The organism is Streptomyces sp. MP131-18, assembly GCF_001984575.1.
Taxonomy (GTDB): domain Bacteria; phylum Actinomycetota; class Actinomycetes; order Streptomycetales; family Streptomycetaceae; genus Streptomyces; species Streptomyces johnsoniae.
Window position 1 is genome coordinate 7,144,950 of sequence record NZ_LZNS01000001.1, and the last position, 22,990, is coordinate 7,167,939.

Here is a 22,990-nt window from a genome sequence, read left to right on the forward strand (position 1 = left end):
GCACAATGACCGACCACATGTCCCCTGCTGAGCGCTACTCCGCCGCTCGCCGGCGCGCCGCCGAGGAGGCCACCGCGCTCGCCCCGTTCCGTGAGCTGTACGACTTCGGTCTCGACGCGTTCCAGATCGAGGCGTGCCAGGCACTCGAAGCCGGCAAGGGCGTGCTCGTCGCGGCCCCCACCGGCTCGGGCAAGACGATCGTCGGGGAGTTCGCCGTCCACCTGGCCCTGGCGCAGGGCCGCAAGTGTTTCTACACGACGCCGATCAAGGCCCTGTCGAACCAGAAGTTCACCGACCTGGTCAAGCGCTACGGCGCCGAGCGGGTGGGGCTGCTCACCGGTGACAACAGTGTCAATTCCGGGGCGCCGGTGGTCGTGATGACCACCGAGGTCCTGCGGAACATGCTGTACGCCGGTTCCCAGTCGCTGCGCGGCCTCGGCTATGTCGTGATGGACGAGGTGCACTACCTCTCCGACCGCTTCCGCGGTGCCGTCTGGGAGGAGGTGATCATCCACCTCCCCGAGTCCGTCACGCTGGTGTCCCTCTCCGCGACCGTGTCGAACGCGGAGGAGTTCGGCGACTGGCTGGACACGGTGCGCGGCGATACCCAGGTGATCGTCTCCGAGCACCGTCCGGTACCGCTGTGGCAGCACGTGCTGGCCGGTCGGCGGCTGTACGACCTGTTCGAGGAGTCGGACGAGAAGCGCGAGGTCAACCCCGACCTGCTGCGCATGGCCCGCATGGAGAACAGCCGCCCGTGGACCGCCCGCGACCGCTACCGCAACGGTCGCGACCGCAAGCGGGCCGCGGACCGGGAGCGGGAGCGGCGCCAGCGGGCCAGGACGTACACGCCGAGCCGGGTGGAGGTCATCGACCGGCTCGACGCCGAGGGGCTGCTGCCGGCCATCACGTTCATCTTCAGCAGGGCGGGGTGTCAGGCGGCCGTCCAGCAGTGCCTGCACGCGGGCCTGCGGCTGAACGACACGGCTGCCCGCGCCCGGGTGCGGGAGATCGTGGAGCGGCGCACCGCGTCGATCCCGGACGAGGACCTGCACGTCCTGGGGTACTTCGAGTGGCTCGAGGGCCTGGAGCGCGGTATCGCGGCGCATCACGCGGGGATGCTGCCGACTTTCAAGGAGGTCGTCGAGGAGCTGTTCGTCCTCGGTCTGGTCAAGGCGGTGTTCGCGACCGAGACGCTGGCGCTCGGCATCAACATGCCTGCCCGCTCGGTGGTGCTCGAGAAGCTGGTCAAGTGGAACGGCGAGCAGCACGCCGATATCACTCCGGGGGAGTACACACAGCTGACGGGCCGGGCCGGGCGGCGCGGTATCGACATCGAGGGACACGCCGTGGTGCTGTGGCAGCGCGGCATGGACCCGGCGGCCGTCGCCGGGCTCGCCGGGACGCGGACGTACCCGCTGCGGTCCTCGTTCCGGCCCTCCTACAACATGGCGGTCAATCTGGTGGCGCAGTTCGGGCGGCAGCGATCGCGCGATCTGCTGGAGACGTCGTTCGCGCAGTTCCAGGCGGACCGCTCGGTCGTGGGCATCTCCCGGCAGGTGCAGCGCAACGAGAACGGGCTGCGCGGCTACCGGGAGGCGATGACCTGCCACCTCGGGGACTTCACCGAGTACTCGCGGCTGCGCCGCCGGCTGAAGGACCGCGAGACGGAGCTGGCCAAGCAGGGTGTGGCGCAGCGCCGCGCCGCGGCGCACACCTCGCTGGAGCAGCTGCGTCCCGGTGACATCATCCACGTGCCGACCGGCAAGTTCGCCGGTCTTGCGCTGGTGCTCGACCCGGGTCTGGCCGGCGGGCGCAGCGCGGGGCACCGGGGCATGGACCACCACGAGGGGCCGCGCCCGCTGGTGCTGACCGAGCAGCGGCAGGTGAAGCGGCTGGCCTCGATGGACTTCCCGGTGCCGGTCGAGCCGCTGGACCGGATGCGCATTCCCAGGACGTTCAATCCGCGCAGCCCGCAGTCGCGGCGCGACCTGGCCTCGGCGCTGCGGACCAAGGCCGGGCACGTCGTGCCGCGGCGCCACCGCAAGGAGCGGTCCGCGGCGGCCGACGACCACGAGATCGCGCGACTGCGGGCGGAGATCAGGGCCCACCCGTGCCACGGCTGCGACGAGCGCGAGGACCACGCACGGTGGGCCGAGCGGTACGAGCGGCTGCGGCGGGACACGCGGCAGCTGGAGCGGCGCATCGAGGGCAGGACCAACACCATCGCGCGCACTTTCGACGAGGTCGCGGCGCTGCTGACGGAGCTGGGCTATTTGCACGGCGACGAGGTCACGCCGGACGGCCGCCGGCTCGCCCGGCTCTACGGCGAGCTCGACCTGCTGGCGAGCGAGTGCCTGCGCGACGGGGTGTGGGAGGGGCTCGGGCCCGCCGAGCTCGCGGCCTGCGCCTCGGCGCTGGTGTACGAGGCGCGTTCGGCCGACGACGCCCCCGCGCCCGAGGTGCCGGGTGGCCGGACGCGGCAGGCGCTGAGCGACATGGTCAGGATCTGGGGCCGGCTGGACGCGCTGGAGGAGCAGCACCGCATCAGCGACGCGACGGGCGTGGGGCAGCGGGAGCCGGACCTCGGCTTCGCCTGGCCGGCGTTCCGCTGGGCGCAGGGCCACGGGCTCGACGAGGTGCTGCGCGACGCGGACATGCCCGCCGGTGACTTCGTGCGCTGGTGCAAGCAGGTCATCGACGTGCTGGGCCAGGTCGCCGCCGCGGCGCCCGAGGGCAGCACGGTGACGGGGAACGCGCGGAAGGCCGTCGACAAGATGCTGCGCGGCGTGGTGGCGTACACCTCGGTCGGCTGAGCGGGGGGCCGCGCCGCCCGGCCGTTCACCGGTCGAGCGCGGCCAGCAGCCGCGTGAGGGAGCCGCCGAGGCCCCAGCGGGCGGCCAGGTCGTCCAGCGCCCGTGCGTCGCGCGGGGCGGTAGGCAGGGCCGCGTCGTGCGCGGCGAGCGGCACGTCGGTGGCCACGCGGACGACGCGCGGGGCCACGTCCAGGTAGGGCCCGGCCGCGGTGAGCCGGGTGCGCTGGGCCGGGGTGAACCCGGGGTCCTGCGCCCGCAGGGCGGCGAGGATGCCGGCCAGGTCGCCGTGGCGGTCCAGGAGGCGGGCCGCGGTCTTCTCGCCGATGCCGGGGACGCCGGGCAGGCCGTCGCTGGGGTCGCCGCGCAGTACGGCCAGGTCGGCGTAGCCCGGGCCGTCGACGCCGTACTTGTCGCGGAGCGCGGCCTCGTCGAATGCGGCGAGGGTGCCCATGCCCTTGACGGGGTAGAGAACGCGCACGCCGCGCGCGTCGTCGATGAGCTGGAAGAGGTCGCGGTCGCCGGTGACGATGTCGACCGGCCCGGTGGCGCCGTGGGCGAGGGTGCCGATGACGTCGTCGGCCTCGTAGCCCTGGGCGCCGAGCGCGGCGACGCCGACCGCGTCGAGCACGTCGAGGATGACGGGCACCTGCGGGGTGAGGGTGTCGGGCACGGCCTCGGTGTCCGGGCCCTCGGGGGTCTCCTCGGCCACACGGTGGGCCTTGTAGGAGGGGATGAGCTCCACCCGCCAGGCCGGGCGCCAGTCCTCGTCCAGGCAGGCGACGAGGTCGTCGGGCTGGTGGTCGGTCACCAGCCGGGCGATGAAATCAAGCAGGCCCCGCACGGCGTTGACGGGAGTGCCGTCGGGAGCCCGGACGGACTCCGGAACGCCGAAGTAGGCCCGGAAGTAGAGAGACGCGGTGTCGAGCAGCATGAGTCGTCTGGTCACACACCGGATCATGCCGCACGGGGGCAGGGAGGTACGGCGGCCTGGGGGCCAAAAAAATCGTTTGGTAAGCTAAGTATTAACGCTTTCTTGACGCTCACCTGACCGAGCCGTCCGGACGCCAAGGAGGAGCCATCCGCTTTCCGACGCCCGCCCGACCCGGCCCCCGCCCGATTCCTGCTACCGCCTGTGAGGGGTGAGAGTCATGGGACACGCTGACACGCTCGTCGCCATGGGCGGCGCCTTCGTCGCCGCCGCCATCCTCGCCCGCCTCGGCGGGCGCATAGGACTGCCCACCATCCCGCTGTTCATCCTCGCCGGGATACTCCTCGGCCCCAACACCCCGGGCTTCGTGCTTCTGGAGGACCAGCACGACCTGGAGATGCTCTCGGCCCTCGGCCTGGTGCTGCTGCTGTTCTACCTCGGTCTCGAATTCCACATGGACGACCTCAAGACCGGCGGCCGCAAGATGGTGGTGGCCGGCTCCGCCTACCTCGCGCTGAACGTGGGAGCGGGCCTGGCGTTCGGTTTCGCCCTGGGCTGGGGCACCTCGGAGGCGCTCGTCCTGGCCGGTGTCCTCGGCATCTCCTCATCGGCGATCGTCACCAAGGTGCTCGTCGACCTCAAACGCATCGGGAATCCGGAGACCAAGCCGATCCTGGGCATCATCGTGGTGGAGGACATCTTCCTCGCCCTTTACCTGGCGGCCCTCCAGCCGGTGATCTCCGGCGCCGACGACGTGGGCGCGATGCTCGCCGACATCGGCAAGGCCTTCGGCTTCCTCCTGCTGCTCGCCGTGGCGGCCCGGTGGGGGACCGGCATCGTCGGCCGGCTGTTCGACACCAAGGACAACGAACTGCTGGTGATCTCCTTCCTCGGCGCGGCGGTGCTCGTGGCCGGGATCGCCGAGAAGTTCGGGGTCGCCGACGCCATCGCCGCGTTCATGGTCGGCCTGATCCTGGGCAACACCGGCTCCCGCGGGCGCATCCTCCATCTGGTGCATCCACTGCGGGACGCGTTCGCCGCCATCTTCTTCTTCGGCTTCGGCCTGTCGATCGATCCTGGCGACCTGCCGAGCGTGATCTGGCCGGTGCTCGCCGCCGTCGTCGTCACCCTCACGATGAACTTGCTCGCGGGTCTGTTCACCGCGCGGATCTACGGCTTCGGCCCGGGACCGACGGCGAACGTGGCCACCACGCTGCTGGCCCGCGGCGAGTTCGCGCTGATTCTCGCCACGATGGCGGCGGCGGCCGGGCTCGATCCGCGGCTGTCCCCGTTCATCGCCGGCTACGTGCTCATCCTCGCCGTGGTCGCCCCGCTGGTCGCCGGCCGCTCGTACTGGCTGGCCCGCGTGCTGCCCGGCGGCAAGGCCGCCGCCGAGCAGCAGCAGGAAGAGGCGGCGGAGCCGGCGCCCGCGGCGCGGTGACCGGGCCCGCGACCGGCCGGGGGCGGCGTCCCCAGCGGGTCGTCTCCCTGGTGCCGTCGCTGACGGAGGCCGTCGCCGTGACCGCCCCCGGCCTGCTGGCCGGGGCGACGGACTGGTGCAGCCACCCGGCCGACCTGGCGGTCACCCGCGTCGGCGGCACCAAGAACCCCGACGTGGCGCGCATCGCGGCGCTGCGTCCCGGCCTGGTGATCGCGAACGAGGAGGAGAACCGCGTGCCCGACCTCCGGGCGCTGCGCGCGGCCGGCCTGACCGTTCTCGTCACCCGCGTGCGGACGCTCCAGGACGCGTTCCCCGAGCTGACGCGCGTGCTCGCCGCGTGCGGCCTCCCGCGGCCCGCGTGGCTGGTGGAGGCCGAGGCGGCCTGGCGGGCCGTCCGGCCCGCGCACCCGCCGCGCACGGCCGTGGTGCCGGTGTGGCGGCGGCCGTGGATGGTGCTGGGCCGGGACACCTTCGCGGGCGACGTGCTGCGGCGGCTCGGCGTGCACCACGTGTACGCGGGGCACGCCGAGCGCTATCCGCGGGTCCCGCTCGCGGAGTTGGCCGCCCCGGGCCGTGCCGACCTGGTCGTCCTGCCCGACGAGCCGTACGCGTTCGCGGCCGACGACGGGCCCGAGGCGTTCCCCGGCCTGCCCGCGGCCCTGGTCAGCGGACGTCACCTGACCTGGTACGGCCCGTCGCTGATCGAGGCACCGGCCGTGCTGTCCGCCGCCCTGGCGGCCGCGCGGCCGGCCGCGCCCTGACGCGTCAGCGCGATCCGGGCCGCGCGGCCGCCGCGATCAGGGCGCGCATCACCGACAGGTCGCTGCCGGCCTCGGGGTGCCACTGCACCGCGAGGACGAAGCCGTCCGCGCCCGGCAGCTCGACGGCCTCCACGGTGCCGTCCGCCGCCACGGCCGCGGGGACCAGGCCGCGGCCGAGCGCGTCCACGGCCTGGTGGTGGTACGTGGGCACGCGCGCCGGGCCGGGCAGCACCGTGGCCAGCAGGGTTCGGGGAACGGGGCGCACCTCGTGTTCCGCGAAGGTCCCGGGCGGCCCGGCGTGGCCGTCCAGATGCTGGTGCAGTGTGCCGCCGAGGGCCACGTTCAGCAGCTGCATGCCGCGGCACACGCCGAGCAGCGGCACCCGGGAGGCGAGCGCGGCCTCGATCAGCGCCAGTTCCCACGCGTCGCGCTCCGGCGCGGGCGGCCCGGTGCGCGGGTCGCGCGGCGCGCTGTAGCGCGCCGGGTCCACATCGGGGCCGCCCGCGATCACCAGGCCGTCGAGCCGGGCCACCGCGCCGCGTGCCGCGGACGGTTCCGCGTCCGGCGGCAGCAGGGCCGCCAGGCCGCCGGCGCGCTGCACCATCAGGTGGTAGGCGGCCGGGAGCAGCGCCGCGGGCTGCTGCCACGCGTCCCAGTGCGCCGACTCCACCAGGTAGGTGCTGACGCCGATGAGCGGCCGTGGCATCGGATGCTCCCTCAGTCGCGGGTGAGTTCGGCCTCCGCCGCGGCCAGCGCCGCGAACTCCTCCTCGGGCGCGGCGGCCACCAGGCGGTGCCGACTGTAGAAGGCGAAGTAGCCGAGCGCCACCACGTACACGCCGAGCGCGATGAACGCGGCCTCACGGTCCACGAGGAACGTCGCGACCAGCGCGGCCAGCGCCAGCGCGAACGCGACGCCGGACGTCACGATGCCGCCGGGGGTGCGGTACGGGCGCGGCAGGTCCGGCTCGCGGCGGCGCAGCACGATGTGGGACAGCGTCATCAGCGCGTACGAAATGGTGGCGCCGAAGACCGCGACGTTCAGCATGCGTGCGCCGTCGCCGGTCGCCGCGGCCAGGCCGAAGCCCAGCGCGCCCGGCAGCAGCAGGCCCAGGTACGGCGCCTTGCGGCGGCTGGTCAGGGACAGGAAGCGCGGCAGGTAGCCCGCGCGGGAGAGGGCGAACAGCTGCCGCGAACCCGCGTAGACCAGGGAGAAGAACGACGCCACAAGACCCGCGAGCCCCGCGTAGTTGATGAAGCGGCTCAGCGCCGTCGTCTCGTCGTCCGGTTCGAGTGCGGCGACCAGGGGATTGCCCGCCGACTGCACCGCCGCGGAGCCGCGCGCCCCCGCCGCGGCCAGGAACGTCAGCACGGCGAGCACGAGCAGCACGAGGATCGCCCAGGCCATGGCCCTGGGCAGGGTGCGCGCCGGGTCCTTCGTCTCCTCCGCGGCCAGCGGCACGCCCTCGACCCCGAGGAAGAACCACATGCCGAAGGGGAACGCCGCCCAGATGCCCATGAGCCCGAACGGCAGCCAGGAGCCGGAGCCGAACGCGTCCTCGTCGACGGGGATGTCGTCGAGCCCACTCGCGTCGAACTCGGCGAACGCGCCCACCGCGAACACCAGCAGCGCCACCACCGCGACGGCGGTCACGATCAGGCTGAACCGCAGCGCCTCGCCGACGCCCCACAGGTGGATGGCCAGGAAGATGACGAAGCAGCCCAGGTAGACCGGCCAGCCGGAGGTCAGGCCGAACAGGTCGAGTGATTCGACGTAGTCGCCGATGAAGATGGAGATGGCCGCCGGAGCGAGCACGAACTCGATCAGGATGGCCGTTCCGGTGAGGAATCCGCCCCACGGGCCGAGGGCGCGCCGGGCGAACCCGTAGCCGCCGCCCGCCGTCGGCAGGACGGAGGCGAGTTCGGCCAGCGCGAAGACCATGCAGGTGTACATCAGGCCCATCAGCACGGCGGCCACCGCGAGGCCGCCGAAACCGCCTTCCGCCAGGCCGAAGTTCCAGCCCGCGTAGTCGCCTGAGACGACGTAGGCGACGCCGAGTCCGGTCAGCAGCAGCGGTCCTGCGCTTCCGGCGCGCAGCGCGCGCCGTCTCAGATAGGCCGCGTCCGCGGAGTCGTGCCCGCCGCCGGGCGGCGGTCCGGGGGCTCTGCCGTGGCCGGGCCTCGACTCGGTGCCTTCGCTCATGGGCCGCTCCCGCCTGGTGCCGCGGAGGATCAGGAAAGGTATGGGCGCATACCTTTGCGGCTTGCGGTGTCCGGCGCAAGACCCCCGCGATCCCGCGGCGCCCGCGTATCACCCGGCCGTCACTGCTCGTGCGGCGCGACCCTCAGGACAGGAAGCCGCGCAGCAGCGCCGCGGTACCCGCGCAGTGCTCGCGCATCACCTCGCGCGCCCCCTGCGCGTCGCCGCCGAGCACCGCCGCCACCAGCGCGGCGTGCTGCGCCTGCGAGTGCGCCAGATTGCGCACGAGCAGCGGGATGCCGTCGAGCAGGTCGTTCACCGTGGCCCTGACCGCCGCGTACTGCGCGGCGAGCGAGGGCGAGCCCGACAGCTCGGCCAGCGTCAGGTGCAGCAGCGTGTCCGCCCGCCGGTACTCCGCCGGCGGCGCCTCGCCCGTGCCGGTGAGCGCCGCGCGCAGCCGCCGCGCCGCGGCCGGGCCGAGGTCGCTCTCCGCGCACAGGCCCGCGGCCCCCACGTCGAGGACTTCCCGCAGCCGCAGCACGTCATCCACGTCCACGGCCGCGATCCGCCGCCGCAGCTCCGCGGCCGCGCCGTCGCGCGCCGGCGCGGGGCGCGGGCGCACGAACGTGCCGCCGTACCGGCCGCGCCTGCTCTCCACCAGCCCCTCGTCCTGGAGCACCCGCAGCACCTCGCGCAGCGTCACCCGGCTCACCCCGAGCAGCCCGGCCAGCTCCCGCTCCGCGGGCAGCCGCCCGCCGTCCGGCACCAGGCCGAGCCGCAGCACCTGGAGCACCTGTGCGAGCGCCTCCTCGAACCCGTTTCCCGCGCGCACCGGCCGCAGCACGCCCGCCAGCCGGTTCCGCGTCGCCGCGTCCCCGCCGTCGTCCATCGGACCCACTTCCCAATCAATGGTCTGCGCCGCTACCTTATGGCCTCCGGCTGGAGCGACAGGAGGCCCCTGACGTGGCGATGCGCACACCCCCGCTCCCCATCGAGGAGCTGAGGGCCCTCGTCGACCTCGGCGAACTCGACACCGTCGTCCTGGCGTTCACCGATATGCAGGGCCGCCTGACGGGAAAGCGGTTCGCCGCCCGCTTTTTCCTCGACGAGGTCCTGCGCAACGGCACGGAGGGCTGCAACTACCTCCTCGCCGTGGACACCGATATGAACACCGTCGGTGGCTACGCCATGTCGTCCTGGGAACGCGGCTACGGCGACTTCGCCCTGCACGCCGACCCCGCCACGACGCGCCGCATCCCCTGGCACCCCGGCACCGCCATGGCCACCGCGGACCTCGCCTGGCACGACGGCGCACCGGTGGCGGCCTCCCCGCGGCAGATCCTGCGCCGCCAGCTCGACCGGCTCGCCGGACACGGCTGGACCGCCCAGGTCGGCACCGAACTCGAATTCATGATCTTCCGCGACACCTACGAGCAGGCATGGCGGGCCGGATACCGCGACCTGACCCCGGCCAACCAGTACAACGTGGACTACTCCGTGCTCGGTACCGGCCGCGTCGAGCCGCTGCTGCGCCGCATACGCAACGAGATGGGCGGCGCGGGCCTGACCGTGGAATCGGCCAAGGGTGAGTGCAACTTCGGCCAGCACGAGATCGCGTTCCGCTACGCCGACGCGCTCACCACCTGCGACCAGCACGCCATCTACAAGACCGGCGCCAAGGAAATCGCCGCCCAGGAGGGCGTGGCGCTCACCTTCATGGCCAAGTACGACGAGCGCGAGGGCAATTCCTGCCACGTCCACCTCTCGCTGCGCGACGCCGCGGGCCGGCCCGTCTTCGCCGACCCCGCCGCGCCGCACGGCATGTCCGCGACCATGCGCCACTTCCTCGCCGGCCAGCTCGCCGCGCTGCGCGAACTCAGCCTGCTGTACGCCCCCAACATCAATTCCTACAAACGCTTCCGGCCCGGCTCCTTCGCCCCCACCGCCGTCGCCTGGGGCCCGGACAACCGCACCTGCGCGCTGCGCGTCGTCGGCCACGGCGCCTCGCTGCGCCTGGAGAACCGGTTGCCCGGCGGCGACGTCAACCCCTACCTCGCCGTCGCCGGCATGGTCGCGGCCGGACTGCACGGCATCGAGCGGCGGCTCGAACTGCCCGAGCCCTGCACGGGGAACGCCTACACCGGCGACGCGGAACACGTGCCCGCCGCACTGCGCGACGCCGCCGCGCTGTGGCGCGCGAGCACGCTGGCGCGGGAGGCGTTCGGCGAAGAAGTCGTCGACCACTACGCCAACATGGCCCGCGTCGAGCAGGAAGCACACGACACCGCTGTCACCGACTGGGAGCGGTACCGCTCCTTCGAGCGCCTGTGAGGACCGTGAGCACCGTGCCGAGCCCGACACCGGAACCGGCGGACGAGCACCGGGTGATCAACCCGGCAACCGAGGAAGTCATCGCCACCGTCCCCGCCACCGCCCCCGCCGAGGTCGACGCGGCCGTCCGCCGCGCCGCCGCGGCCCAGCGCCGCTGGGCCGCGCTCGCCCCCGCCGACCGGGCGCGGCTCCTGCGGCGGTTCGCCACGGCCGTCGACGACGCGGGCCAGGAGCTGGCCCGGCTCGAAGTCGCCGAGGCCGGGCATCCGCTCGGCCAGGCGGCGTGGGAGGCGGGCAACGTTCGCGACCTCCTCGACTACGCCGCGGGCGGCGTCGAACGCCTGACGGGCCGTCAGATCCCGGTCGGCGGCGGCCTGGACGTCACTTTCCACGAGCCGCTCGGCGTCGTCGCCGTCATCGCCCCGTGGAACTTCCCCATGCCCATCGCCGCCTGGGGCACCGCGCCCGCCCTCGCCGCCGGGAACGCCGTGCTGCTCAAGCCCGCGGAGAACACCCCGCTCACCGCGCTGCGGCTGGCCGGCCTCGCCCTGGACGCCGGGCTGCCCGAGGGCCTGTTCCAGGTGCTGCCGGGCGCGGGCCCCGTCACCGGCACTGCGCTCGTGGACCACCCGCAGGTGGCCAAGATCGCGTTCACCGGTTCCACCGCCGTCGGCCGCGCCATCATGGCCCGCTGCGCGGCCACCGTGAAGCGCGTCACCCTGGAACTCGGCGGCAAGAGCCCCAACATCGTCTTCGCCGACGCCGACCTGGCGCGCGCCGCGGCCACCGCGCCCGCCTCGTTCCTGGACAACGCGGGCCAGGACTGCTGCGCGCGCAGCCGCATCCTGGTCCAGCGCACCGTCTACGACCGCTTCCTCGCGCTCCTCGAACCCGCCGTCCTCGCCGTCACCGTCGGCGACCCCGCCGACCCCGCGACCGCGATGGGTCCGCTGATCTCCGCGGCCCAGCGGGCCCGCGTGCGCGGCTACGTGCCCGAGGACGCACCCGCCGCCATCCGCGGCACCGTCCCCGCGGGCCGGGGCTACTGGTATCCGGCGACCGTGCTCGAAGCGCACCACGCGGGCGAACGCGCCGCCGCCGAGGAGATCTTCGGCCCGGTCGCCGTCGTCACGCCCTTCGACGACGAAGAGGAGGCGGTGCGGCTCGCCAACGCCACCGACTACGGCCTGGCCGGCTCCATCTGGACAACCGACGCCGGCCGCGCCATCCGTGTCTCCCGCGCCGTCGCCGCGGGCAACCTCTCCGTCAACTCCCACAGCAGCGTTCGCTACGCCACCCCCTTCGGCGGCTACAAGCAGTCCGGGCTCGGCCGCGAACTCGGCCCCGACGCACTGCGCGCCTTCACCGAGACCAAGAACGTGTTCTTCAGCACCCAGCACGACTGACGAGAACGACTCACGACAACGACTGACGAGAAGAACCGACGGCGAACAGGAGACACCGTGACCGAAGCCACCGCAGTGCCCCGCCGCCTCACCGGCCGCACCGCCGTCGTCACCGGCGCGGGCAGCGGCATCGGCCTGGCGAGCGCGCGCCGGCTCGCAGCCGAGGGCGCCCACGTGGTGTGCGCCGACATCGACGCGGAACGCGGCGAGGCCGCCGCCGCGGAGACGCGCGGTCTGTTCGTGCGGGCCGACGTGACCGACCCCGCGCAGGTCGACGCCCTGTTCAAGACCGCGGACGACACCTACGGTTCGATCGACATCGCCTTCAACAACGCCGGAATCTCGCCCCCCGAGGACGACTCCATCCTCACCACGGGGCTCGACGCCTGGCAGCGCGTCCAGCAGGCGAACCTCACCTCCGTCTACCTGTGCTGCAAGGCCGCGATCCCCTACATGCGCCGTCAGGGCCGCGGCTCCGTCATCAACACCGCCTCCTTCGTCGCGGTCATGGGCGCGGCCACCTCCCAGATCAGCTACACCGCGTCCAAGGGCGGCGTGCTGGCGATGTCGCGCGAACTCGGCGTCCAGTTCGCCCGCGAGGGCGTCCGTGTCAACGCGCTGTGCCCGGGCCCTGTCAACACCCCGCTGCTGAAGGAGCTGTTCGCCAAGAACCCGGAGCAGGCCGCCCGCCGCATCGTCCACGTGCCGATGGGGCGCTTCGCCGAGCCGGAGGAGATCGCCGCGGCCGTCGCCTTCCTCGCCAGCGACGACTCGTCATTCGTCAATGCCGCCGAATTCCTTGTGGACGGCGGTATTTCGGGCGCGTATGTCACGCCGATGTAGGCCGCCGGGAGGTGGCCGTGACGGCCGGGGTGTGAGAAGTTTCCCTCTGTGAGCATGACGACTCCGCCCGGCTGGTACCCCGACCCCGGCCACGCGGGCCAGGGCCAGGCACCCGAACGCTGGTGGGACGGCTCCGCGTGGACCGCGCAGACCCGGGCGGCGCAGGCGCCCCTCTCGCAGTCGCCGACCCTCCCCGGCAACGCGCCCATCGGCGGCCCGCAGCCCGCGGCCCCGCCGCCGTTCCCCGCCCAGCCGTACCCGGGGCAGCCGTACCCGCCCCAGCCCTACCAGGGGCAGTCGGTGCCCGGGTCGCCCTTCGGCGGCCCGCCGCCGCCCGCCCGCGACGGGCGGCGGCTCGCGGTCATCGTCGGCGGGATCGTGCTCGCCGCGGCACTGGTCGTCGTCGGCGCGGTGGCGCTCACCGGGGGCGACGACGAGGACTCCGAGGCCGGGCGCCCCTTCGGCGAGTCCAGCGCCCCGGCCGAACAAGCCCCGGAGGGCGGCCCCGAGGGGGACGCGGAGGAGGACGCCGAGGAGCCGTTCGGCCAGGAGGAGCCCGACGACCCGCGCGGTGGCGCGGGCCCCTACACCAACGCCGAGAGCGGCGGCGTCGTCCTGCCCGTGCTCGACGGCTGGGAGGAGAGCGACTACAGCGGTGGCATCGCCCTCACCTCGGGCCGCTACGACTGCCCCGGCCAGAGCGCGGCCGGCTGCGTGCACGGCGGCGTCTTCCTCAGCGTCATCCCCGGCGCGGCGGACGTGTCCCCCGAGGAATACGCCAGGGCCGACATCGGCGCGAACGAGAGCGACGCCTACAGCGAGGGCAGCTTCGGCGCCGTCACCGACCGGGAGGAAGTGCTCGCCGAGCCGGTCGACGTCGCGGGACAGGACGGCTTCCGCGTCCGCACCCGGATCGAGACCGCCTCGGGGACGAGCGGCCACGTGGAGTCCGTGGCCTTCCCCGCCGCGGACGACAGCGGGGCCCTCGTCGTCATCAGAAGTGCCATCGACATTGCGGACGACGCCCCTCCGGTCGAGGACATCGACCGCATCGTCACGGGCGCGCAGGCCGCCGCCACCGGGCCCGGTACCGAAGCCTGAGCCGGCGCCCGTAGAGTGACCGAGTCGAGCGTGACCAGCGGAATGCCGGGCGTCCTGGGAGGGCGGGGATGAACACCGAGCAGGGACCGCGGTCTTCGCCGCTGCCGCCCCTGACACCGTCGGCCCCCACCGCCCCGCCCAGACCGGCCGGCCCGCCGCGCCCCACCGCCCCACCGCGTCCCCCGGGGCCGCCGCGCCCCTCCGCGCCCCCGCCGCCCGTGGAGCTGCCGGTGGTGACCCACAGCCCGTCCGCTGACCCCGGCGGTCCGCCCGCCCGCCGCGGCAACCCGGCCGCGGCCTTCGTGCACGCCGTCACCGCCCGCCCCTCCACCCGCCTGGCCACGGCCCTCATCTGCGGCGTGCTCGGCACCGGCCTGCTCGGCGGTGCCGCCGCGGGCACCTGGCTGGCGGACGGCGACGACCGCACCTCCGTGCAGGCCGAGTTCGACGAACGCCGCGGCCTGTGGCGCGAGGTGCCCGTCGACCGGCTGTTCCCGCCGGAGATCACGGGCGAGGAGGCCGGCCCCGGCGGCGCCGACCGGCGGTGGGTACGGGTCGCCGTCGCCCCCGACAGCACCTGCGAAGGCGCCTTCGACCCGCTGCTCACCGAGGTGCTGTCCGCCGTCGGCTGTCACCGGCTGCTGCGCGCCACCTACGCGGACGAGACCGAGACCACCGTCACCACGGTCGGCCTGCTGTTCACCGAGGCCGACACCGACGACATGGCGGCGCTCGACGCGCGCTTCACCGACGAGGGCCTGGACGAGAGGACCGACCTGCTGCCCCTGCCCTACGCGGCCCCCGGCACCCCGGCCGAGGACTTCGGTGCCGACCAGCGGGCCAGCTGGCACATCGGCGTGGTGCCCGACCTGCCCGTCGTGGTCTGGTCGGTCACCGGGTTCGCCGACGGCCGCCCCTTCGCCGCCCCCCAGCCCGTCGCCGAGGCCACGGCGGAGGGCCGGGACACCACCGCCGCCCGCGCCGGCCTCGGCCACGACGCGGGAGCGCTGGCCGGGCACGTCGAGCGGGGCCTGAGCGCTGCCGCCGATACGTACACCAGGGAGCCGGAATGACAGCACTCCGCGCCCGCCGGGCCGCCGCGGCCCTCGCCGTGGCCGCCGCCCTGGCCGCGGGAACGCTGCCAGGCGCCGCCCCCGCCCGCGCCGACTCCATACGCGACCAGCAGCAGTGGGCCCTCGACGCCGTCAACGCGCCCGCGGCCTGGGCGACGACCCGCGGTGCGGGCGTCACCGTCGCCGTGCTCGACACCGGCGTCGACGCCACCCACCCCGACCTCGTCGGCGGCGTGCGCAGCGGCGCGGACTTCGTCGACATGGGGGCCTCGCCCGGCGACCCGCAGTGGGCCGCGCACGGCACGGCCATGGCCGGGATCATCGCGGGCCGCGGACACGGTGCGGGCCGGGACTCGGGCATCATCGGCGTGGCCCCAGAGGCCACCATCCTGCCCGTCCGCGTCCTGCTCGAAGACGACGACCCGCAGCGCGACGAGGCCCGCGAGACGCGTTCCGGCGCGCTCGCCGAAGGCATCCGCTGGGCCGCCGACCAGGGCGCCGACGTCATCAACCTCTCGCTGGGCGACGACAGCGAGTCCGCCCACCCCGACCCGGAGGAGGACGCCGCCGTCCGCTACGCCCTGGCCAGGGGCGCGGTCGTCATCGCCTCCGCGGGCAACGGCGGCGAGAGCGGCGACCCGGTCTCCTACCCCGCCGGGTACCCGGGCGTCATCGCGGTCGCCGCGGTCGACCGCAGCGGCAGCCCCGCCGAGTTCTCCACGCGCCGCTGGTACGCCACCGTCTGCGCCCCGGGCAAGGACGTGATCGTCGCCGACCCCGACCGCGAGTACTACACCGGCTGGGGAACGTCCGCGGCGGCCGCGTTCGTCTCCGGCTCGGCCGCGCTGCTGCTGGCCGCCCATCCCGACCTGACCCCCGCCCAGGTGCGCACCCTGCTCGCGAGCACCGCGCAGAACCCGCCGCAGGAGGGCCGGAACGACGCCCTCGGCAGCGGCACCGTCGACCCCGCCGCGGCCATCGAGGCGGCGGCCGGGCTGACCCCGCAGCCGCTCGAACCCGCCGCGGAGCCGCACGGTGCCGAGTACTTCGGCCCGGGTCCGCGCGGCGGGGACGCGGGCCCGGACGGCACCGCGTGGCTCGCGCCGGTCTCCGGCGGTCTCGGCGTGCTGCTGCTCGGCGCGTCGGTGGCGCTGATGACCGGGCGCATCGCCCGGTGGCGGGAACGGATCAGGCGCCCGGCTGCTGAGTCCGGCCCGCCTCTTCGCTGACCGAGGCCACGGCCGCCCGCGCGGCGGCCTCCACGACCGAGATCCCGGCCTCCAGCGAGACGTGGCCGTCGGACACCACGGCCACCAGGTACTCCCGCCCGCCCGCGGTGACCCGGCCGATGCTGTTGACGTCCCACCGTTCGGTGCCGGTGCGCGGCAGCCAGCCGTTCTTCAGCTCGAAGCCCCCGCCGTCGGCGGCGGCCGATATCCCCCAGCGCTGCCCCTCGACGACCCCGCCCATCAGCTCCCTGAGGTAAGCCCTGGCCTCCGTGCTCAGCACGGAACGCTCGCCGTATATGCCGCGCAGCAGCGTCATCTGGTCCTTGCTCGTCGTCTGCGTCAGCCCCCAGTGGCCGCCGCCGCCCGCCGTCGTCGCGGTGAGCCCGAGGCGCCGGTTGGCCGCGTCGAGCCCGTCCGCGCCGCCTATGGACAGCCACAGCGCGTCGGTCGCGTCGTTGTCGCTCTGCTCGATCATCACCTCGGCGCGCGCCCGCTCCACGGACGTCAGCGTCCGCCCGGCGTCCTGCGCCTGGAGCAGCAGCGCGGCGAGGATGTCGACCTTGACGATGCTCGCGGTGTCGAAGAGCTCCCCGCCGAACGCGGCGCCCTCCCCGCCGTCGAGCGGCTGCACCGAGACGGACACCCGGGCCATGCCGACCAGGAGCGGGTCCACGGCCTTGGCCAGCAGCGCGTCCGGAGCGGCGCCGGGCGCGAGCAGGCTGGGCGAGGTGCCGGAGGAGAGCCGGCCGGGCGGGTCGGGCGCCACGGCCCGGTCGTCGGTGCCCGCCCCGGCCCAGTCGGCGGAGTCGTCCGGCCGCTGAACGCCCTCGGCCTGCCCCGGCAGCGAAACGGAGTCCCCGGCGGCGGTTGCGGCCAGCAGCGTGGTGGCGAGCGCGGTGTGCACCACCAGGGCAGGGCGGAACCGCCGCGACAGACTCATGGCGGCACGTTATCCCGCACATGTGCACGAGTCATCGCCTCCCGCATGAAGAACGCGTAACAGTGGTCGCCCTGCCCGGCGAAGGGCGACCGCGTGCGGGACGGCGTGCGGCCTCGCATACCCTCGTCGGGTGGCGCCCAAGAACATCCCCAGGCCGGCCTTCGCCGACGACGACGGAACGGCCGACCCGGCCCTGCGGCAGGCCCTCGCCGACTGGTCGGCCGACCCGGCGGCCGAGCCAGCGCTCCTCGCCGCCCTCCGCGGGGCGAGACTGCTGGTCCCCGTGGTCGCGGTGCTCGGCGAGGCCGAGGCCGGCCCCGACGGGCTCCGCCGGGAGAAGAGCAGCGAAATGGCCGTCCTCACCCTCGCTGTCGCCGACGGCCGCCGCGCCCTGCCCCTCTTCACCGCCACGGACACCCTGGAACGCTGGCGCGGCGACGCGAGACCGGTCGCCGTCACCGTGCAGCAGGCCCTGTCCGCCGCCGTCCAGGAGGGTGCGGGCGCCCTCGTGCTCGACATCGCCGGGCCGGTCACCTACACCCTGGCCGGTCCCGCGCTGCGCACGGTGGCCGCGGCCGGCGCCCCCGCCGCGGGGCCCGCAGTCGAACGGGCCGTTCACGAGGTGCTGCGGGCCGAGCCCGCGGTGGACGCCGCCCGCCTGGTGCCCGGCGGTCCCGCCGACGAAGCCGACGGCACACTCGCCCTGGTCCTGGCGGAACGGGCCCCGGCCGCGGAAACCGTCGGCAGGCTCGCCCGGGCACTCGCCGCCGACGAGGTGCTGCGCACGCACCTGGTCCGCGGCCTCAGGATCGCCGTGCTGCCCCCCGGCAGCGCACTGCCCGGCGGGCCCGCCTACCACCGCTGACCCGGGACGGCCCGGCCACCCGCATGGCGGGGCCTGGGGTGCGTCCGCCGCCCGTCCGCCACAGACTGCGACAGAGACGACGTCAGGCACAGGAGGGCGCGCATGTCCGCCGAGACCGAACCGCAGCCGCTCGCGGCAGAATTCGTGGGAACACTGGCCCTGGTCTTCTTCGCGGTCGGCTCCGCGGTCCTGGCCGGGGAGTACATAGGCACCCTGGGCATAGCCCTGGCCTTCGGCTTCGCACTGCTGGGGCTCGTCTACGCACTCGGCCCCGTATCGGGCAGCCACGTCAATCCGGCGGTGACGCTCGGCGTGCTGCTGTCCGGCCGCATGGACCTGCGGACCGCGATCCGGTACTGGGTGGCCCAGTTCCTCGGCGCCATCGTCGGTGCCGCACTCCTCTTCCTGGTCGCCCACCAGGTCCCCGGCCTGGAGACGAGCGAGGCGTTCGGCACGAACGGCTACGGCGACCGGTCGGCGGTCGGCCTGTCCATCGGCGGCGCGTTCGTCGTCGAGGCGATGCTGACGTTCCTGCTGGTCTTCGTGTGGCTCTCGGTCACCCGGGGGGTCCTGCTGAAGGGCTTCGACGGGGTGCCCCTCGGCCTCACGCTCGGCGTCGTGCACCTGATCGGCATTCCGCTGACCGGCACCTCGGTCAACCCGGCGCGCAGTCTCGGCCCCGCGCTGTTCGCCGGCGGGGACGCGCTGGTACAGCTCTGGCTGTTCATCCTCGCCCCGCTGGTGGGCGCGGCCCTCGGGGTGATCGTGCACCGTATCGTCCACCCGCAGAGCGACGAGTGGCTGACGGATCTGAAGGCCAGGCGCACTAAGGGAGAACAGGACCGGTGAACTGCTCCCCTGGCCCCGCCCCCGGCTCGTCCGGCACCGCGGACGCCTCACGGAAGGCAAGCTGGAGGGATTTCAGGCCGTCCCGCAGGGGTGCGGCGTGGTAGGAGCCGACCTCGGGCGCGCTTGCCGTGACCAGACCGGCCAGCGCGGTGATCAGCTTGCGGGCCTCGTCGAGGTCCTTGTGCTCCTCGCCGTCCTCGGCAAGGCCCAGGGTGACCGCGGCGGAGCTCATCAGGTGCACCGCGACCGTGGTGATCAGCTCCACGGCGGGCACCTCCGCGATGTCGCGGGCCATGCCACCGATGCCACCGATGCTGTCACCTTCGGGGCCACTGGGGTCGCTCATGCCGACCACCCTAAGCGTCCCGCGTGCCCTCCGCGGCCCAGGGCTAGCAGTCTGTGCGATCCCTTGCAAGGGTGCTGTAACATGGTGAGTGACCGGCCGGACATCGATATGCCCGGCCCGCAAGTGGAGGCTCCGCGCTCCCACCTGATCGGCCCCCCGGGTCGGCAGGTCATTGGTCAGGCTGCGCCCCGCGATGAGCCGCGGTGGTGCTCCCGGTCTGTGGAGCCCCGCCTGCGAGCCGTTCGGGGCGTTTTTTGACGCCGTCGCGCGGCGGTCCACACAATCTATTCCGGCACGGCTGTCCGCCAGACATCCGTGCGGCGCAACCGAGGAGGCCCCATCAGCGCCGAGCCCCGTATCAACGACCGGATTCGCGTCCCCGAGGTGCGACTCGTCGGTCCCAGCGGCGAGCAGGTCGGCATTGTGCCGCTTGCCAAGGCCCTGGAGCTTGCCCAGGAGTACGACCTGGACCTGGTCGAGGTGGCGGCGAACGCCCGCCCGCCGGTCTGCAAGCTCATGGACTACGGAAAGTTCAAGTACGAGTCGGCCATGAAGGCCCGTGAAGCGCGTAAGAACCAGGCGCACACGGTCATCAAGGAGATGAAGCTCCGGCCGAAGATCGACCCGCACGACTATGACACCAAGAAGGGTCACGTCGTCCGGTTCCTGAAGCAGGGGGACAAGGTCAAGATCACGATCATGTTCCGCGGTCGTGAGCAGTCCCGTCCGGAGCTGGGCTACCGGCTGTTGCAGCGGCTCGCCGAGGACGTCCAGGACCTGGGCTTCGTTGAGTCCAACCCCAAGCAGGACGGCCGGAACATGATCATGGTTCTCGGTCCGCACAAGAAGAAGACCGAGGCCATGGCCGAGGCCAGGGAGGCCCAGGCCGCCCGCAAGGCCGAGCGCCAGCAGGGGAAGGCGTCCGCCTGAGCCGGACGCCGCCCCGCGGCACAGCACCAAGACGACGAGGAGAGTACGGCGACATGCCGAAGAACAAGACGCACACCGGTACCGGCAAGCGCTTCAAGGTCACTGGTTCCGGCAAGGTGATGCGCCAGCGCGCCGGTCGCCGTCACTACCTGGAGCACAAGCCGTCGACGCTGACCCGTCGCCTCGCCGGCACCACGGAGACGGCCCCGGCCGACGCCAAGAGGATCAAGAAGCTTCTCGGCAGGTGAGCCGGGCGCGCCCGCCGGTCCCCGGCGGCAGCGCCCGAGGAGAAGGCCGGACCCCATCCGTTTCCGGGCCGCGTGACCATCCCGCGGCCCCGCTACAAGGAGTATTCACGTGGCACGCGTCAAGCGGGCAGTCAACGCCCACAAGAAGCGCCGGGCGATTCTGGAGCAGGCCAGCGGCTACCGCGGCCAGCGCTCCCGCCTGTACCGCAAGGCGAAGGAGCAGGTCACCCACTCCCTCGTCTACAACTACAACGACCGCAAGAAGCGCAAGGGCGACTTCCGGCAGCTGTGGATCCAGCGGATCAACGCCGCCGCCCGCGCCAACGGCGTCACCTACAACCGGTTCATCCAGGGCCTGAAGGCCGCGGAGATCGAGGTGGACCGCAAGATGCTCGCCGACCTCGCGGTCAATGACCCGAACGCGTTCTCCGTGCTGGTCGAGACGGCCCAGAAGGCCCTTCCCAGCGACGTCAACGCCCCCAAGGCCGCCTGACGCGACGGACCCGCGCCCCCCGGAGGGCCGCGCGCATCCCGTCCCGGCGTGACCGGACCCGCAGGCCCTGCCTGCGGGTCCCTCGTTTTCCCGCGTTCCCCACCGCCCCAGAAGTGAGCCGCCTGACATGGGTTCTGCCGCCGAGCCGTTCTCCCCGCGCGCCCCGCGGGTGGCCGCCGCCCGGCGGCTCGCCCGGCGCAGCCTGCGCGGCCGGGAACGCAGGTTCCTCGCCGAGGGGCCGCAGGCGGTGCGCGAGGCCGCCGCGCACCGGACCGACGGCGCGAGCACGCTGGTCGAGCTGTTCGCGACGCCCGAGGCCGCCGAGCGGCACGCCGACCTCGTCGACGCCGCGCGGGCGGCCGGCGCGCGGATACACCTGGCCACCCCCGAGGCGGTCGCGGGCATTTCGCAGACCGTGACCCCGCAGGGTCTCGTCGGCGTCTGCCGGTTCCTCGACCGCCCCCTGGCCGAGATCGTGGCGGCCCGCCCGCGGCTGGTCGCCGTGCTCGCCCACGTCCGCGACCCGGGCAACGCCGGAACGGTGCTGCGCTGCGCGGATGCCGCGGGCGCGGACGCCGTCGTCCTCACCGACGCCTCGGTCGACCTGTACAACCCGAAGGCGGTGCGCGCCTCGGTCGGCAGCCTCTTCCACCTGCCCGTGGCGGTCGGGGTGCCGGTCGAGGAGGCCGTGCGCGGACTCTCCGCCGCGGGCGTGCGGCTGCTGGCCGCCGACGGCGGCGGCGACCGCGACCTGGACGCGGAACTGGACGCCGGCGCCATGGGCGGCCCGACCGCCTGGATCTTCGGCAACGAGGCATGGGGCCTGCCCGAGGACACCCGCGCGCTGGCCGACGCGGTGGTCCGCGTTCCCATCCACGGCCACGCCGAGAGCCTCAACCTCGCCACGGCGGCCGCCGTTTGCCTCTACGCCTCGGCACGTGCCCAGCGCGCGCCCGGCGGCTGCCGGACACCCGCGCGGTGATTGCGCGTTCAACGGATGAGGCATGCTTCCTGCGGGCCCCAGGGCCCCTAGTAGGCTGACACCCTCTCCGAGGCCCCCGACGGCCTGGGAGGGTACCCCCCACGGGAGAGGGGCGAACGGGGATGGACACCGCATCCGGTGCCGGGCAGCTGGATCTGCGGCCCGACGATCTTCCCGACGGCCTCGTGGTCGCCAACCGGCTCGGACAGGTCATCTGCTTCAACGCCGAGGCGGCGCGGCTCACCGGGCACCGTTCCGATGAGGCCCTGGGGCGTCCCGTCGAGCGGGTGCTGCCCCTGGAGGACCCGGACGGCCGCCCGTGGTGGCGGCTGACCGATCCCTACCGCGGTCTCGCCACCCGCTCGGGACAGCCCGAGCGGAATCTGCTGCTGCCCGGCGGCCGGGAAGTCCTGGTCACCGCCCGTTATGTCCGTGCCCGCCCCTCGGGACCGGTGCGGCGGCTCGTCGTCGCGCTGCGCGGCACCGACGCCAGGAAGCGCACCGAGCGCAGCAACGCCGAGCTGATCGCCACCGTCGCCCACGAGTTGCGATCGCCGCTCACCTCGGTGAAGGGCTTCACGGCGACGATGCTCGACAAGTGGGACCGGTTCACCGACGAGCAGAAGCGGCTGATGCTCCAGACCGTGGACGGCGACGCCGACCGCGTCACGCGCCTCATCACGGAGCTGCTCGACGTCTCCCGGATCGACTCCGGCCGGCTGGAGATCCGCAGGCAGCCGGTCCGGCTGGACGAGGCGGTCCGTCGGCACGTGAAGACCATGGTCAACGGCGGCTGCCCCGCGGAACGTTTTGCCCTGCGCATTCCCGAGCCGCTGCCGGGCCTGTGGGCCGATCCGGACAAGATCGACCAGGTGCTGGTCAACCTGCTGGAAAATGCGGTGCGGCACGGCGGGGGGACTGTCACCATCGAGATGGACCGTGTACCGCCCACCAGAACCCGTCAGGAAGGCATGGCCGTCACCGTGAGCGACGAAGGACCCGGTATCCCCGAGGAGGCGATGCACCGGGTCTTCACGCGCTTCTGGCGGGGCAGCGACCGCGGCGGCACCGGCCTCGGGCTCTACATCGTCAAGGGCATCGTCGAGGCCCACGGCGGCACGGTCACCGTCGGCCGCTCCTCGGGCGGCGGCGCCCGCTTCCGATTTATTCTGCCCGCGGGCACCCCGGCCTTCCTCGCCTGATCACTCC

General features: G+C 73.7%; 22 protein-coding genes. 16 read left to right on the forward strand and 6 right to left on the reverse strand.

The window, feature by feature from the left end:
• The first annotated feature begins 5 nt into the window (after positions 1-5).
• On the forward strand, positions 6-2,816 hold the full coding sequence (locus tag STBA_RS31715; RefSeq protein WP_077062465.1) for a DEAD/DEAH box helicase: 2,811 nt from the start codon (positions 6-8) through the stop codon (positions 2,814-2,816).
• A gap of 25 nt (positions 2,817-2,841) precedes the next feature.
• On the opposite strand, the gene STBA_RS31720 is transcribed toward STBA_RS31715, so the two are convergent.
• Positions 2,842-3,747, reverse strand: coding sequence for a 5'-3' exonuclease (locus tag STBA_RS31720; RefSeq protein WP_077062466.1), 906 nt, complete (start codon positions 3,745-3,747; stop codon positions 2,842-2,844).
• A 244-nt stretch (positions 3,748-3,991) separates the two neighbouring features.
• On the opposite strand from STBA_RS31720, the gene STBA_RS31725 reads away from it, so the two are divergent.
• Together STBA_RS31725 and STBA_RS31730 are read left to right on the forward strand one after the other, a co-directional pair.
• Positions 3,992-5,185, forward strand: a complete 1,194-nt coding sequence (locus STBA_RS31725; RefSeq protein ID WP_077063749.1) for a cation:proton antiporter — start codon at positions 3,992-3,994, stop codon at positions 5,183-5,185.
• Positions 5,182-5,946 carry a helical backbone metal receptor gene (locus STBA_RS31730; RefSeq protein WP_077062467.1) on the forward strand — a complete coding sequence of 255 codons (765 nt, stop codon included), beginning with the start codon at positions 5,182-5,184 and terminating at the stop codon, positions 5,944-5,946. Before STBA_RS31725 ends, STBA_RS31730 begins: the two co-directional genes overlap by 4 nt.
• A 4-nt stretch (positions 5,947-5,950) precedes the next feature.
• Here the strand turns inward: STBA_RS31730 and STBA_RS31735 are convergent, their stop codons facing one another.
• The 3 genes from STBA_RS31735 to STBA_RS31745 form a co-directional block, all read right to left on the reverse strand.
• Complete coding sequence (locus STBA_RS31735) at positions 5,951-6,652, reverse strand: gamma-glutamyl-gamma-aminobutyrate hydrolase family protein (RefSeq protein ID WP_077062468.1); 702 nt, start codon at positions 6,650-6,652, stop codon at positions 5,951-5,953.
• Positions 6,653-6,663: 11 nt separating this feature from the next.
• On the reverse strand, positions 6,664-8,148 hold the full coding sequence (eat, locus tag STBA_RS31740; RefSeq protein WP_077062469.1) for an ethanolamine permease: 1,485 nt from the start codon (positions 8,146-8,148) through the stop codon (positions 6,664-6,666).
• A 142-nt stretch (positions 8,149-8,290) separates the two neighbouring features.
• On the reverse strand, positions 8,291-9,034 hold the full coding sequence (locus tag STBA_RS31745) for an FCD domain-containing protein (RefSeq protein WP_077062470.1): 744 nt from the start codon (positions 9,032-9,034) through the stop codon (positions 8,291-8,293).
• A 74-nt stretch (positions 9,035-9,108) separates the two neighbouring features.
• Between STBA_RS31745 and STBA_RS31750 the strand changes: the two genes are divergently transcribed.
• The 6 genes from STBA_RS31750 (at position 9,109) to mycP (ending at position 16,128) form a co-directional block, all read left to right on the forward strand.
• Positions 9,109-10,476, forward strand: a complete 1,368-nt coding sequence (locus STBA_RS31750; RefSeq protein ID WP_077062471.1) for a glutamine synthetase family protein — start codon at positions 9,109-9,111, stop codon at positions 10,474-10,476.
• 5 nt (positions 10,477-10,481) lie between these two features.
• Positions 10,482-11,882, forward strand: coding sequence for an aldehyde dehydrogenase family protein (locus STBA_RS31755; RefSeq protein ID WP_077062472.1), 1,401 nt, complete (start codon positions 10,482-10,484; stop codon positions 11,880-11,882).
• Positions 11,883-11,939: 57 nt separating this feature from the next.
• The gene (locus STBA_RS31760; RefSeq protein WP_077062473.1) at positions 11,940-12,725 is read left to right on the forward strand and encodes a 3-oxoacyl-ACP reductase; all 786 of its coding nucleotides are present in this window, start codon (positions 11,940-11,942) and stop codon (positions 12,723-12,725) included.
• Positions 12,726-12,779: 54 nt separating this feature from the next.
• Entirely contained in the window at positions 12,780-13,826 is a 1,047-nt protein-coding gene (locus tag STBA_RS39355; RefSeq protein WP_077062474.1) for a DUF2510 domain-containing protein, read from the forward strand.
• 230 nt (positions 13,827-14,056) lie between these two features.
• On the forward strand, positions 14,057-14,899 hold the full coding sequence (locus STBA_RS31770; RefSeq protein WP_171987830.1) for a hypothetical protein: 843 nt from the start codon (positions 14,057-14,059) through the stop codon (positions 14,897-14,899).
• Positions 14,896-16,128 carry a type VII secretion-associated serine protease mycosin gene (mycP, locus tag STBA_RS31775; RefSeq protein WP_077062476.1) on the forward strand — a complete coding sequence of 411 codons (1,233 nt, stop codon included), beginning with the start codon at positions 14,896-14,898 and terminating at the stop codon, positions 16,126-16,128. Before STBA_RS31770 ends, mycP begins: the two co-directional genes overlap by 4 nt.
• Here mycP and STBA_RS31780 read toward each other — a convergent pair.
• Positions 16,088-17,068, reverse strand: a complete 981-nt coding sequence (locus STBA_RS31780) for a serine hydrolase (protein WP_077062477.1) — start codon at positions 17,066-17,068, stop codon at positions 16,088-16,090. The two genes, mycP and STBA_RS31780, sit on opposite strands and share 41 nt — an antisense overlap.
• Before the next feature lie 130 nt (positions 17,069-17,198).
• Between STBA_RS31780 and STBA_RS31785 the strand changes: the two genes are divergently transcribed.
• Both STBA_RS31785 and STBA_RS31790 read left to right on the forward strand, forming a co-directional pair.
• Positions 17,199-17,933: an SseB family protein gene (locus STBA_RS31785; RefSeq protein WP_077062478.1), complete on the forward strand. Its 735-nt coding sequence runs from the start codon at positions 17,199-17,201 to the stop codon at positions 17,931-17,933.
• Between the two features lie 102 nt (positions 17,934-18,035).
• Positions 18,036-18,782, forward strand: coding sequence for an aquaporin (locus STBA_RS31790; RefSeq protein WP_077062479.1), 747 nt, complete (start codon positions 18,036-18,038; stop codon positions 18,780-18,782).
• Here the strand turns inward: STBA_RS31790 and STBA_RS31795 are convergent.
• On the reverse strand, positions 18,760-19,128 hold the full coding sequence (locus tag STBA_RS31795) for a DUF1844 domain-containing protein (RefSeq protein WP_077063750.1): 369 nt from the start codon (positions 19,126-19,128) through the stop codon (positions 18,760-18,762). The genes STBA_RS31790 and STBA_RS31795 overlap by 23 nt on opposite strands.
• 315 nt (positions 19,129-19,443) lie before the next feature.
• Here STBA_RS31795 and infC point away from each other — a divergent pair, with 315 nt between their 5' ends.
• From infC to STBA_RS31820, 5 genes are all read left to right on the forward strand, one after another.
• On the forward strand, positions 19,444-20,058 hold the full coding sequence (gene infC / locus STBA_RS31800) for a translation initiation factor IF-3 (RefSeq protein ID WP_107485146.1): 615 nt from the start codon (positions 19,444-19,446) through the stop codon (positions 20,056-20,058).
• 53 nt (positions 20,059-20,111) lie between these two features.
• Complete coding sequence (gene rpmI / locus STBA_RS31805; protein ID WP_077062481.1) at positions 20,112-20,306, forward strand: 50S ribosomal protein L35; 195 nt, start codon at positions 20,112-20,114, stop codon at positions 20,304-20,306.
• A 109-nt stretch (positions 20,307-20,415) separates the two neighbouring features.
• Positions 20,416-20,799: a 50S ribosomal protein L20 gene (gene rplT / locus STBA_RS31810; protein ID WP_077062482.1), complete on the forward strand. Its 384-nt coding sequence runs from the start codon at positions 20,416-20,418 to the stop codon at positions 20,797-20,799.
• A gap of 127 nt (positions 20,800-20,926) precedes the next feature.
• Positions 20,927-21,781, forward strand: coding sequence for an RNA methyltransferase (locus STBA_RS31815; RefSeq protein WP_077062483.1), 855 nt, complete (start codon positions 20,927-20,929; stop codon positions 21,779-21,781).
• Between the two features lie 122 nt (positions 21,782-21,903).
• Complete coding sequence (locus tag STBA_RS31820; protein WP_077062484.1) at positions 21,904-22,983, forward strand: ATP-binding protein; 1,080 nt, start codon at positions 21,904-21,906, stop codon at positions 22,981-22,983.
• Positions 22,984-22,990 lie beyond the last annotated feature (7 nt).

What these genes read in the sequence shown, in the direction of transcription:
- STBA_RS31780 (WP_077062477.1), bottom strand. Translation starts at nt 17,068, where the DNA reads ATGAGTCTGTCGCGGCGGTTCCGCCCTGCCCTGGTGGTGCACACCGCG.
- STBA_RS31720 (WP_077062466.1), bottom strand. Translation starts at nt 3,747, where the DNA reads ATGCTGCTCGACACCGCGTCTCTCTACTTCCGGGCCTACTTCGGCGTT.
- STBA_RS31815 (WP_077062483.1), top strand. Translation starts at nt 20,927, where the DNA reads ATGGGTTCTGCCGCCGAGCCGTTCTCCCCGCGCGCCCCGCGGGTGGCC.
- STBA_RS31820 (WP_077062484.1), top strand. Translation starts at nt 21,904, where the DNA reads ATGGACACCGCATCCGGTGCCGGGCAGCTGGATCTGCGGCCCGACGAT.
- STBA_RS31745 (WP_077062470.1), bottom strand. Translation starts at nt 9,034, where the DNA reads ATGGACGACGGCGGGGACGCGGCGACGCGGAACCGGCTGGCGGGCGTG.
- STBA_RS31795 (WP_077063750.1), bottom strand. Translation starts at nt 19,128, where the DNA reads ATGAGCGACCCCAGTGGCCCCGAAGGTGACAGCATCGGTGGCATCGGT.
- STBA_RS31715 (WP_077062465.1), top strand. Translation starts at nt 6, where the DNA reads ATGACCGACCACATGTCCCCTGCTGAGCGCTACTCCGCCGCTCGCCGG.
- eat (WP_077062469.1), bottom strand. Translation starts at nt 8,148, where the DNA reads ATGAGCGAAGGCACCGAGTCGAGGCCCGGCCACGGCAGAGCCCCCGGA.
- STBA_RS31790 (WP_077062479.1), top strand. Translation starts at nt 18,036, where the DNA reads ATGTCCGCCGAGACCGAACCGCAGCCGCTCGCGGCAGAATTCGTGGGA.
- STBA_RS39355 (WP_077062474.1), top strand. Translation starts at nt 12,780, where the DNA reads ATGACGACTCCGCCCGGCTGGTACCCCGACCCCGGCCACGCGGGCCAG.
- rpmI (WP_077062481.1), top strand. Translation starts at nt 20,112, where the DNA reads ATGCCGAAGAACAAGACGCACACCGGTACCGGCAAGCGCTTCAAGGTC.
- mycP (WP_077062476.1), top strand. Translation starts at nt 14,896, where the DNA reads ATGACAGCACTCCGCGCCCGCCGGGCCGCCGCGGCCCTCGCCGTGGCC.
- STBA_RS31735 (WP_077062468.1), bottom strand. Translation starts at nt 6,652, where the DNA reads ATGCCACGGCCGCTCATCGGCGTCAGCACCTACCTGGTGGAGTCGGCG.
- STBA_RS31725 (WP_077063749.1), top strand. Translation starts at nt 3,992, where the DNA reads ATGGGCGGCGCCTTCGTCGCCGCCGCCATCCTCGCCCGCCTCGGCGGG.